This is a genomic window from Hansschlegelia beijingensis (assembly GCF_014196425.1).
In the GTDB taxonomy this organism is placed as follows: domain Bacteria; phylum Pseudomonadota; class Alphaproteobacteria; order Rhizobiales; family Methylopilaceae; genus Methylopila; species Methylopila beijingensis.
Window position 1 is genome coordinate 744,121 of the sequence record NZ_JACIDR010000002.1, and the last position, 11,480, is coordinate 755,600.

The following is an 11,480-nucleotide window of genomic DNA, read 5'->3' on the forward strand; positions in this document are numbered from 1 at the left end:
GAGGCTCGCAGCCGCGGCCGTCGGCGAATGCGAACGACCTCGCGAGCGGGGAGGAATCAGGGGATTCCGAAGGGCTCATTGGTAGCCTGAAACGCCGCGGAAAGCGAGTTTCGGCGGTTGCGGGACGGCGCCGCGGAGCCGCCCCACAAGCCGCTGATATATAAGATCTTTCGAGCGAATTTCCACGGTCCGCGTCGGGGGGGCTCAAAAAGGCGCCGCCGGATCAGCGAGTCTCCCGGACGCCGCCCCCCGAAACCGTGAAGAGACGGGCGCGGTCGCCGAGCTCCGCGAACGACGCCGGATCGGCCGCGGTGATCCAGGCCTGCGCCCCGAGCGCATCGAGCGCGCCATAGAGCGCCTCGCGCCGGAGCGGGTCGAGATGGGCGGCGACCTCGTCCAGCAGCGTCACCGGGGGCGCTCCGTCGAGCCGCGCGATCAGCCGGGCGTGAGCCAGCACGAGGCCGATCAGCAGCGCCTTCTGCTCGCCTGTGGAGCAGAGCGCAGCCGGCATGTCCTTGGCGGCGTGACGCACCAGCAGGTCGCTGAGGTGGGGGCCCTCCAATGTGCGCCCCGCCGCCCGGTCGCGGCGTCGCGCGCTCGCGAGCCGCTCCCGGTAGGCGTCCTCGGCCGCGGTCGCCGAAGCGTAGGAAAGCTCGGCCTCGAGCGAGCCCTCGATCGCGATCAGCGCCGCAGGGAATGGCGAGGCCGGATCCGCGGTCTCGGCGATCAGCGCGCCGAGCCGCCGGGCGGTGTCTGCGCGCGCGGCCGCGACCGCGACCGCGAGTTCGGCGAGTTCGCGCTCCACGGCGTCGAGCCAGCGAAGATCGGAGCGGTCGTCCTCGAGCAGTCGGTTGCGCGAGCGGAGCGCCTTTTCGAGGCCCGCGGCGCGCGCCGCGTGCTCGGGATCGGCTGCGACGACGAGGCGGTCCAGAAACCGGCGGCGGTCGCCGGCGGGGCCGCGAAACAGCCCGTCCATGTCCGGCGTCAGCCAGACGAGCCGCAGATGTCGCGCGAACGCGCCCGCGGACGGAACGGGCGCGCCGTCGATCCGGCAACGTCGGCCGCTCTCCTGGGCGGCGTCGACGCCCGCGCCGAGCCTCGCCTCGCCTGAGAGGCCCGTCAGGTCGGCCACGATGGTCCACGAGCCGTCCCCCGGCGTGCGGGCGAGCTCCGCGTAAGGCGCGCGCCGCAGGCCGCGGCCGGGGGCCAGCAGCGACAGCGCCTCCAGGATGTTCGTCTTGCCGGCGCCGTTCGGGCCCACCAGCGCGACCGACTGCTCCCCGCAGGCGAGGTCGAGCGCCGCGTAGGAGCGGAAATTCGTCAGCCGAAGCCGCGTCACCGCGACGCGAGGGGCCCCGCCCGAGGGCGGGCGCTGGCCGCTTTCGTCCGCCGTCACACCCTCATCGGCATCAGGACATAGAGCGCCGGGGCGTCGTCGCGGTCCTGAACAAGCGTGGGAGAGCCCGGGTCCGCGAGCCGGATGAGGGCGGTGTCGCCCTCGAGCTGGCCGGCGATGTCGAGCAGATAGCGGGAGTTGAAGCCGATATCGATCGGGTCGGCATCGTAGTCGACCTCGATCTCTTCGGTGGCGTTGCCCGAGTCCGGATTGGTGACGGTGAGCACCAGCCGGCCCTCGCCGAGCGAGAGCTTCACCGCGCGGCCGCGCTCCGACGAGATCGTGGAGACGCGGTCGACCGCGCTCGAGAACTCCGACCGGTCCACGGTCAGGCGCTTGTCGTTGCCCGTGGGGATCACCCGGTTGTAGTCCGGGAAAGTGCCGTCGATCAGCTTCGAGGTCAGCACCACGTCGCCGACCGAGACGCGGATCTTGGTCGGCGAGAGTTCGACCGCAGCCTGGCCCTCAGGGTCTTCGAGCAGGCGCTGGACTTCGGCGACCGTCTTTCGGGGGACGATGACGCCGGGCATGCCCTTGGCCCCGGCGGGGGCGGGCATCTCGACGCGGGCGAGCCGGTGGCCGTCGGTCGCCACCGCGCGCAGCAGGCTCACGCCGCCCTGCTCGACGACATGAAGGTAGATGCCGTTGAGGTAGTAGCGGGTCTCTTCGTTCGAGATCGCGAACTGCGTCTTGTCGATCAGGCGGCGGAGATCGGCCGAGGCGATCTCGAAGCGCACCGGCAACTCGCCCGCGGCGAGATCGGGAAAGTCGCTGTCCGGCAGCGTCTGAAGCGTGAACCGGGAGCGCCCGGCGCGGATCACCAGCGTGCCGCGCTCTCCGCCCATCTCGAGCGAGACCTGGGAGCCGTCAGGCAGCTTGCGGACGATGTCGTAGAAGGTGTGCGCCGGCACGGTCGTGGCGCCGGGCTGCGTCACTTCCGCCGGCGTGGTCTCGACGATCTCAAGGTCGAGATCGGTCGCCTGCAGCTTCAATCCGCCGTCGCCCGCGCGCAGCAGCACGTTGGCCAGGATCGGTATCGTGTTGCGCCGTTCGACGACGCGGTGGACATGCGCGAGGGCCTTCAGGAGGGCCGCCCGCTCGAGGGTCGCTCGCATTTTCGTCCCGCTCTCCGTAGGACCATCGAGGCCGGCCGCCCGCCGCCAGAAGGTCCGGCCGTCCCACGGACAGAGGCTCCGCGGGGGGCGCGACATTGCATGAGGCGGCAGCCGTCGACAAGCCGTTCCGCGACCAGAGCCGCGTTCATTCGCCGGCGAAGCGACGTGGGGTTCCTCGTTACCCCGCGAGGTCCCTCCGAACCCTCTCGGCCGTCCAGCGTTGGGGCCGGGAGTCGCGTGTGCGCTGCAGAGGAGAACCCCATGCCCGACATCCCGGTCGACTTCGCGGTGATGACAAGCCTGGCGATCCGCTATGGCACCAACATGCTGGGCGCCCTCCTGCTGGCGATCGCCGGCATATGGCTCGCGGGCGCCGCGGAGCGGACCGCGCACCGTCTGCTGCTCGCCGCAAGGCATATGGACGTCACCGTGGCGGGCTTCCTGTCGAGCCTGGTGCGCTATGCGGTTCTGGCGGTGGCGCTCGTCGCCATCCTGCAGGTCATCGGCATCCAGGCCACCAGCCTGATCGCGGTGCTGGGCGCGGCCTCTCTGGCGATCGGGCTCGCCTTGCAGGGAACGCTCTCCAACATGGCGGCGGGCGTGATGCTGCTGCTGTTCCGGCCGTTCCGGGTGGGGGACCACATCGAGGTCGGGGGCAAGAACGGCGAGGTGCGCGACCTCACCCTGTTCTTCACCGAGCTCTCCACCGCCGACAACGTGCAGGTGCTGATCCCCAACGGCTCCGTGTGGGGGAACGCGATGACGAACTTCTCGAAATATCCGGACCGGTTCGTCGAGACCAAGGTGACCGCCCGCAATGGCGACGCGGACGCCACCATTCAGGACGTGCGGGCCTTCCTGACCGACAATCGGCGCGTCCTCAGCAGCCCGCCGCCGGTCGTCGAGAAGGTCGGCTACGGCGACCCGATCGAGCTCAACGTCAAGGCCTGGACGAAAGCCGCCGACACGGCCGCGCTTCGCTACGAGCTCAGCCGGTTCGTCACCGAGCGCGCAAAGGCCAAGGAAGCGGCCGTTCAACCCGCCGAATGATCCAGGCCCGGCCTCACTCGAGGAGCATGCGCTTCAGGAGTTCGATCTCGTCGGACAGCGCGGAGTTGGTCTTCACCAGATCGTCGATCTTGCGGACCGCGTGCAGAACCGTGGTGTGGTCGCGACCACCGAAGCGGCGGCCGATCTCCGGCAGCGAGCGCAGCGTCAGCTGCTTGGCCAGATACATCGCCACCTGCCGCGGCCGCACGACGGTCTGGGTGCGGCGTGACGACAGGATGTCGGCGCGGCTCACCTGATAGTGCCGGGCGACGATGCGCTGGATTTCTTCGATCTTGACCCGCTTCGGCTCGACCTGCCGCACGAGGTCGCGAAGGGCGGTCTCGGCCATCTCGACCGTGATCGGCGCGCCGGTCAGCGTGTTGTGCGCGAGCAGGCGGTTGACCGCGCCGTCGAGGTCGCGGCCGTTCGCCGTCACCACCCGGGCCACATAGGCGATCACGTCGTCCGGCGCGTCGAACCGGGGGTGGGCGGCCTTGGCGGCCTCGACCCGGGTGCGGAGGATCTTGGCCCGCAGCTCCTCGTCGAGCGCTCCCATCTCCAGCGTGAGGCCGCCCGCGAGGCGCGAGCGCAGCCGCTCGTCGACGCCCTCCAGCTCCGACGGCGCGCGGTCGGCCGCGACGATCACCTGCTGCCGCCCGTCGAGCAGCGAGTTCAGGGTGTGGCCGAATTCCTGCTGGACGGTCTTGCCCTGCAGGAACTGCAGGTCGTCGATGATGAGCAGGTCGATGGCGCGCAGCCGCTCCTTGAAGGCGAGGGCGGTCTGCGCCCGCAGCGACGCCACGAAGTCGAACATGAACTTCTCGGCGGTCAGATAGGTGACGCGGCGGCCGGTCGCCTCCGCGGCGTGGGCGGTCGCCTGCAGCAGATGCGTCTTGCCGAGCCCGACCGCGGCGTGGATCACCAGCGGGTTGAAGGTCACGGGGTCGCCGGGGCGGGCGTCCGCGATCTGACGCGCGGCCGCATAGGCCATGGCGTTGGAGCGACCGGTCAGGAAGGTGTCGAAGGTCAGCCGACGGTCGAGCGGCGAACCGCCGATCCGTGCGGCGTCCGGTCGCGGAGGCTGCGGGAGCGCGACGGCGGGGCGGATCTCGGCCAGCTCCGGCACCGGCGCGACGACGACGTCCCGCCCGGCGGTCACGAGCTTGGGCGCCGCGACCCTGACGCCGATCGAGACCCGGCGCACCTCGGAGTTCTCCTCGGCGAACACGGCGGCGATCCGCTCCGAGTAATGCGACTGGATCCAGGACTTCAGGAAGCGCGTGGGCACGGTCAGGTGGGCGACCTCGCCGTCGATCCGGTCGAGGACGAGACGCACGAACCAGCTCGTGTAGACGTCCTCGCCATACTCGGCGCGCAGCCGGCGGCTTACGGCCGACCAGAGGGCTTCGTGCTCTGATCCATCGTCAAGCTCGTGCGCGGCCAGGTTCCTCGAATGGGCTGCGAGCTGCGAGCTGGGCATGAAGATCCCTCCGAGACGTGCGACGTTCAAAAAAGGCGAAACTGGCGAGGCAGGCGGCGGCGTCAGGACTGGGCCCAGGGAAGACCGTCGGCCTTCCAGCCCGCCGTCGCGCCCCTGTGCCGGCTGCCGTCGAGCGGCCCCTCGAAGCCTCCGACGATGTTGAAGCAGCGGGTCCAGCCCCTCGCCGCCAGAGCGGCCGCGGCGGCCTGGCTGCGCGCTCCGCTGCGGCACAGGAAGAAGACAGGCGCGTCCGGGCCCGCCCCGGCCTCGCCGAGCGCCGCGGCGACGTCGTCCGCAAAGGCGCCGTCGACCTGCATGGACGGATAGCTCTGCCATTCGCGCAGCAGCGGCCGCTTGCCGAGCGGCGACAGATCCGGCAGCCCCACGAAGGACCATTCGGCCGTCGTGCGGACGTCGACCAGCGCGGCGGCGGGCTCGCTTGCGAGCGTCTCCCATGCCTCGCTGGGCGCGACATCGCCGGCATATGGCGTCTTGGGATCTGGCATAGACATTCCATCGCCGGACTAAGATCCGGCGCCCCATATTCGTGACTAGACCACTGGAGAACGCACGCGCGCGCCGAAGCGCATGTCTACGCCAACGTCATCCGCTCAGCGCGCGGCGCGATGAACCAACCCTCGCCCCAAGAGGCGGAGTGGAAGCTTCTCTAACGCGGGATGTTTAACGAGAACGACTGCAGAATATCGCTTTATTATCAACGATCATCTCGTCGGCCCCCATTGACGGGAAGATACCCGAGAGCCCGATCGGGATGCAATGGGGCTTCGTAAACGAATCGCGCCTGGCCCCGATTCTGGTCGTTCCAATCCGGGACCGCGGCGCAAAAGGACCCGTGCAAAGCTCTGCGTAGCCAGCAAATTTGCGGGGTTCCCGCCTACCTGCGCCGGGCGCGTCCGGCCAGGAAGATTCTTTGGCCCGCCCGGCGGCGGCGAGGCCCGCCTCCCGCGGATTCCGGGCGCGGCTCCGCGTCTACGCGCTATCTCATTGATACCAATGAGAAATTCCTGCCCATGGAACTGACGCAGACTCGTCATGACGGCGATTCAGGGGTTTGCGTGAGTCAAGCTGGATTCTGCGGCGGGGCCACTTCTGGCGGCATGCGTGACGCGCAATCCAGGAAAGCAAAAAGCCCGGCCGAGGGCCGGGCTTTTGACTGCGAACGGCGGCGCGATCAGGAGAGGGCGCGCACCCGGGCCGAAAGGCGCGACACCTTCCGGGAGGCGGTGTTCTTGTGGAACACGCCCTTCTGGGCGGCGCGCATCAGCTCCGGCTCGGCGACCGCGAGCGCGGCCTTGGCGTCCTCCGCCCGGCCGGCGGCGATCGCCTCCTCGACCTTGCGCAGGAAGGTGCGCACGCGGCTCTTGCGCGCGCCGTTGACCGCGGTGCGAGCAGCGATCTTGCGGACGGCCTTCTTGGCCGACGGCGTGTTGGCCATAAGCGGGAAATCCTCGTGAGGCGGCGTTAGGCGGGCCGCGCCTGACAACAGAAGAGCAGCCGCCTTCCGGGCGGCCGCGGGAGCGCGTCACCTAGCAAGAGCGGCCTGTCGCGTCAACGTTCAGGTTGCGGCGGCGCGGAAGGAGAGGCTGGCCGCCTTGCCGCCGCCCTCGGGCGCGGGGGCGGCGAACCGGCCCCGCGGCCAGGTGATGCGGATGCGGGCGCCGGTGAGCGGCGGGGGCGCGTTTCTGAGCTTCAGCTGGGCTCCCGAACGCTCCAGCAGCGTCTTGGCGATGAAGAAGCCAAGCCCGAGGCCGCCGGCTTCCGCGGGGGCCGCGCGGCCGGCGGCGCGGGTCGACACGTAAGGCTCTCCGAGCCGGTCGATGATCTCCGGCGCGAAGCCGGGTCCATCGTCGGCGACCTCGACCTCGACGCGGTCCGAATCCCACCGGGCCGTGACGGTGACGCGCGAGCGGGCGAAGTCGACGGCGTTCTCGACGATATTGCCGATGCCATAGAGCACGCTCGGGTTCCGCAGCCACTCCGGCTCGGCTGCGGGATCGCCGAGCGCGGCGACCTCGAGCGCGACGCCGAAATTCCGGTGCGGGGCGACGATCTCCTCGAGCATGTGCCGCATCGCCATCCGCTCGAACGGCGCGTCCCCCTCGTCGAGCGAGGTCAGCGTCTTGAGGATCTCGCGGCATCGCGCGACCTGCTCGCGCAGCAGCTTCATGTCCTCGTCGTGCGGACCGGGGGTCAGCGCGCGCTCCAGCTCCTTCGCGACCAGCGCGATCGTCGCGAGCGGGGTGCCGAGCTCATGGGCTGCGGCCGCCGCAAGGCCGTCGAGCGCAGACAGATGCTGCTCCCGGGCGAGGACGAGCTCGGTCGCCGCAAGCGCCTGGCTGAGCTCGCGACCCTCCTCGGCGACCCGCCACGCGTAGACGCCGATGAACACCAGCGCCAGCATGAGCGCGACCCACTGGCCGACCAGATAGAGGAATGGCAGCTCGACCGCGTGCGGCGAAGGCCAGGGCAGGGGCAGATGCACGAAGGCGAGCAGCGTGGCGAGCGCCACCACGAGGGCGCCGAGGGCCGCCGTCGTCCGCGGCGTGAGCGCGGTGGCGGAGATCATCACCGGCGCCAGGAAGAGGACGCAGAAGGGATTCTCGAGCCCGCCGGTCAGGAACAGCAGGGCCGCGAGCTGCAGAACGTCATAGGCGAGCAGGAGGCCGGCGGCCGGACCCTCCAGCCGATGGGTCATCGGATAGCGCAGGCGCAGAGCGACGTTCAGTGCGCCCGAGCACGCGATCACCCCGAGGCAAGCCGCCAGCGGCAGCGGGAAGCCGAGCGCCATATGGATAAGGAACACCGCGCAGCTCTGGCCCGCGACCGCGAGCCATCGCAGCCGGATCAGCGTGTCGAGCCTGAGATGATGCTCCGTGAGCAGGTTTTCCGGGGGACGATCGAAGTCCAAGAGCCGCGCCTTCCGAGCCTTGATGAAGGCCCGTCATGACCGGCTTTCGGGGGCGCGACAAGCGCCTAGGGCCGGACCGCCTGAACGACGCGCATGCGGTCGCCGACGATCAGCAGCGCTGACAGCGCCCCGGTGCGGAACGCGCCGGTGTCGAGGTTGATGCGGTGCGGATGCGCGAGGTCGACCTGCGGCTGCGGCGTATGGCCGTGGATCACCGCCACGCCGCCGTCATAGGGACCCCGGCTCTCGAGCCACGGCCGGCGTGTCCACATCAGGGTCCGGGCGGATTGCTCGGAGAGCGGCAGCGCGGGGTCGAGCCCGGCATGGACGAACGCCAGGTCTCCGATCCTGTGCAGTTTCGGCAGCTGCGTCAGCCAGTCGATGAGCTCGCGCCCGAGCGCGGTCGTGAACACCTCACGCCAGTCCGGCCGGTCGAACCCGACGCCCGCCTCAGCGAGCGTCTCGCCGGCGCCGAACTCCAGCCACATCGCGTGCTCCTCGGGATCCTCCGAGAGGATCGCGCTCAGCATGCGGTCCTCATGGTTGCCCATCAGGGTGACGCTCTCGACGCCGGGCAGCCCGGCCTTCGCCCGCCGCAGGGCGGCCAGCGAGCCGGGACCGCGGTCGACGAGATCGCCCAACTGCACGAGGGTCGCGCGCGAGGCCGCCTGAAGGTCCGGCGACAGCGCGCCGAGCAGGGCCTCGAACAGGTCGTCCTGGCCGTGCACGTCGCCGATCGCCGCGACAGCCTCGCCGTCGGCGAGCGGCCGGATCGCGGCGGTCCAGCCGCCGCGCCGGATCAGGGGCTTCACGAAGCAGGGACCCGCGCCGGAGCGCGGGCCGGAAGGATGGAGCGCAGCCGGCTCACTTCATGATCATGAGGATGACCCGCTGGCCCGCCTTGGAGTCGAGCTCCACGGCCGTCAGCTTGCCGTCCTTGTTGGCGTCGGCCCGCTTGAAATGCATGCGCAGGATCTTCAGCCATTCGTCCATCTCGAGGGTCTTGTCGCCGTCGGTGTTGAACCGCGCCCATTCCTTCTCGGTGATGCGCCCCTTGGTCTCGCCGCTTTCGAGCGTGGTGTCGCCATCCGGGTTGATGGCCTGGAAGGTCTTGACGCCGGCATCGATGACTTCGGCGATCTCGAGAGTGTCGTCGCCATCCTTGTTGATGCTCTTGAGGGCGTCCGCGCCGGTGTTGGCGGCGGCCGCAGGCGCGGCGGCGAACAGGACAGCGGCGAACGCAGCGGCGATGCGGTAGCTCATGGAGATCTCCTCTAATAATAAGAACGCCCAGTCCGGACCTGACCGACAGCGCGGCGGGAATATGGAGAAGATCTTCTCTCTTAGAAAGCCCTTAGAATAAACGTTGCTCGCTTTGGCCAAGATTTTTGCGCGCGAGATGGGAGATCGGTCCCCTGAGCGGCGGCGAACATCGTTGCGGCTGCGACGATCAAGCGCGAGAGAGCCTCTCGGCCTGCTCGATCCACTTGTCCCGCAGGATGCGGCCGCGGGGCGTGATGCGCTGCTCCAGTTCCGAGATCTCCTCGGGGGTCAGGCGGGAGAGCTGCCAGAAATGGAAGATGCCGGCCTCGTTGAGCAGCTCCTGGATGCGCGGGCCGACGCCGGTGATTTGGGTCAGGTCGTCCGCCGGCCGTCGGGCCTTCGCGGCGCGCGGCTCACGCGCGCGCGCCAGCGACGTCCCCGCCGGAGCCTCGTCCGCGGAGGAGACGGTCTCAGGCTCGCCCGTCCGCGCGCGGGCCCCCGACGCCGGCCTCTGGGCCCTCGGTTCGTGCGAGCTGATGAAGTCGCGGATGCGCGGCGCGATCTCGGCCCGGAAACGTGAGCCGTTGAAGACGCCGTAATGGCCGACCCGCTCCTGCAGGTAATGAGCGCGCTTGTCGTCGGAAAGGCGCGTGCAGAGCTTGTGGGCGGCCCGGGTCTGGCCGACGCCGGAGATGTCGTCGCGCTCTCCTTCGATGGTCATCAGCGCGCAGCGCGTGATCCTGGAGCAGTCGACCGGCTTGCCCCTGTGGGTCATTTCGCCCTTCGGCAGCGCCTGCCGGACGAACACCGTGTCGACCGTCTGCAGGTAGAACTCGGCCGTAAGATCCATCACGGCGAGATACTCGTCGTAGAACTCGCGATGCTTTTCGGCCGAGTCGCCGTCGCCGTCGATCAGATGGTTGAAGAACTCATGATGGGCGGAGAGATGTCGGTCGAGATTCATGCTCACGAAGCCGGTGAGCTGAAGAAAGCCGGGATAGACCTGTCGCATCGCGCCGGGATGCGGCCACGGCACCATCGTGACCACATTGCGCCGGAACCACTCCGTGCCGCGCTCGATCGCGACCTCGTTGACGGCCGTCGGGTTCTCGCGCGTGTCGATCGGACCTCCCATCAGGACCATCGACCGCGGCGTGAACGGGTCCTCCTCGGCCTCCATCCGGGCGACCGCCGCCAGCACCGGCACCGCCGGCTGGCAGACGGCCATCACATGGGCCTCGCCCTGAAGGAAGCGGAAGATCGAGATCAGATAGTCGATGTAGTCGTCGAGGTCGAAGGCGCCGTCGGTGAGCGGCACGAGGCGGGCGTCGGTCCAGTCGGTGAGGTAGACGTCATGATCGGGCAGCATCGCCTCGACCGTGCCGCGCAGCAGCGTCGCATAGTGGCCGGACATCGGCGCGACGATCAGCAGCTTCGGCTGCTTGCGGCTCCCCGGCCGCAGGCCGCGCTGGAAGTGGATCAGGTTGCAGAACGGCCGGCTCCAGACGATCTCCTCGGTCACGGGCGCCCGCTCGCCCTGGACCAGGGTTGAGGCGATGCCGAATTCCGGCTTGCCGTAACGCCGCGTGGCGCGCTCGAACACCTCGCACATCGCCCCGACCTTGCGGCCCCAGTCGGTGTGGGAGAGCGGGTTCACGGGATTCTTGAAGTAGAGTTTGCCCGCGTCCGCGAAGGCGCGCGCGGGACCGAGCGAGGCCTGCGCGGCCTCGAACAGCCAGTAGAGCGGCATGGAGGCGGCGGAGCCGCCCCAGTCGGCCAGATCCGAACTGGCGACAGCGCCGGCGAACTCGCCGATGCCACTGATTCTCCGGTCCCGAGGCATCGACACGTCCTTCCGATGCTGCGCCGCAATAGGACGCGAACGATTCTCCCTTCGGAGGCTGGCGTCAATGCCGCCTTTGTCGGCTACCGACCCGAGAGGGGCCGCGAGCGGACCGGGCGCGCCCTGCGGCGCGCGCCGGGAAGGCCCTCAAAAGCCTGTGTTCAGGCGCGTTCTTCGAGGGGGTGTGTTCTGATGCGGTGGGGGTCGTAGAACGGGGTCCGGACGACGTAGGCCGGGAAGGTTCCGCGTTCGGAGACGATCTCGAGCGGGGTGCCCCAGGCTTTCAGCTCGGGCTTCACATGGCCGAGCGCGATCGATTTCATCAGGTGGCGGCTGTAGGCGGTGGAGTTGACGGTTCCGACCTGCTCGCCGTCCTTCATGATCCGGGCGCCCGGCTCGATCGC

General features: G+C 69.5%; 11 protein-coding genes. 1 reads left to right on the plus strand and 10 read right to left on the minus strand.

Translation table 11 applies throughout. The features are described 5' to 3' along the window. Positions 1–223: 223 nt before the first annotated feature. Both recF and dnaN read right to left on the minus strand, forming a co-directional pair. On the minus strand, positions 224–1,396 hold the full coding sequence (gene recF, locus GGR24_RS09975) for a DNA replication/repair protein RecF (protein WP_183395174.1): 1,173 nt from the start codon (positions 1,394–1,396) through the stop codon (positions 224–226). Then, complete coding sequence (gene dnaN / locus GGR24_RS09980; protein WP_183395175.1) at positions 1,393–2,511, minus strand: DNA polymerase III subunit beta; 1,119 nt, start codon at positions 2,509–2,511, stop codon at positions 1,393–1,395. Before dnaN ends, recF begins: the two co-directional genes overlap by 4 nt. Positions 2,512–2,772: 261 nt before the next feature. Between dnaN and GGR24_RS09985 the strand changes: the two genes are divergently transcribed. Further along, positions 2,773–3,561 (plus strand): mechanosensitive ion channel family protein, encoded by a 789-nt coding sequence (locus GGR24_RS09985; protein ID WP_183395176.1) that lies wholly within the window; start codon positions 2,773–2,775, stop codon positions 3,559–3,561. A 13-nt stretch (positions 3,562–3,574) separates the two neighbouring features. Here GGR24_RS09985 and dnaA read toward each other — a convergent pair whose 3' ends face one another. The 8 genes from dnaA to GGR24_RS10025 form a co-directional block, all read right to left on the minus strand. Further along, the gene (gene dnaA, locus GGR24_RS09990; RefSeq protein WP_183395177.1) at positions 3,575–5,041 is read right to left on the minus strand and encodes a chromosomal replication initiator protein DnaA; all 1,467 of its coding nucleotides are present in this window, start codon (positions 5,039–5,041) and stop codon (positions 3,575–3,577) included. Positions 5,042–5,103: 62 nt separating this feature from the next. Then, positions 5,104–5,547, minus strand: coding sequence for a rhodanese-like domain-containing protein (locus GGR24_RS09995; protein ID WP_210286096.1), 444 nt, complete (start codon positions 5,545–5,547; stop codon positions 5,104–5,106). Between the two features lie 686 nt (positions 5,548–6,233). Then, positions 6,234–6,497: a 30S ribosomal protein S20 gene (gene rpsT, locus GGR24_RS10000; protein ID WP_183395179.1), complete on the minus strand. Its 264-nt coding sequence runs from the start codon at positions 6,495–6,497 to the stop codon at positions 6,234–6,236. Positions 6,498–6,617: 120 nt separating this feature from the next. Further along, the gene (locus GGR24_RS10005) at positions 6,618–7,970 is read right to left on the minus strand and encodes an ActS/PrrB/RegB family redox-sensitive histidine kinase (RefSeq protein ID WP_183395180.1); all 1,353 of its coding nucleotides are present in this window, start codon (positions 7,968–7,970) and stop codon (positions 6,618–6,620) included. A gap of 65 nt (positions 7,971–8,035) precedes the next feature. Beyond that, on the minus strand, positions 8,036–8,782 hold the full coding sequence (locus GGR24_RS10010) for a metallophosphoesterase (protein WP_183395181.1): 747 nt from the start codon (positions 8,780–8,782) through the stop codon (positions 8,036–8,038). A gap of 52 nt (positions 8,783–8,834) precedes the next feature. After that, on the minus strand, positions 8,835–9,233 hold the full coding sequence (locus GGR24_RS10015; RefSeq protein WP_183395182.1) for an EF-hand domain-containing protein: 399 nt from the start codon (positions 9,231–9,233) through the stop codon (positions 8,835–8,837). Positions 9,234–9,420: 187 nt separating this feature from the next. Continuing rightward, the gene (gene phaZ, locus GGR24_RS10020) at positions 9,421–11,076 is read right to left on the minus strand and encodes a polyhydroxyalkanoate depolymerase (RefSeq protein WP_183395183.1); all 1,656 of its coding nucleotides are present in this window, start codon (positions 11,074–11,076) and stop codon (positions 9,421–9,423) included. Positions 11,077–11,237: 161 nt separating this feature from the next. Next, positions 11,238–11,480, minus strand: a 243-nt coding sequence (locus tag GGR24_RS10025; protein ID WP_281375329.1) for a glycine cleavage T C-terminal barrel domain-containing protein, incomplete at its 5' end; no start/stop codon positions are given.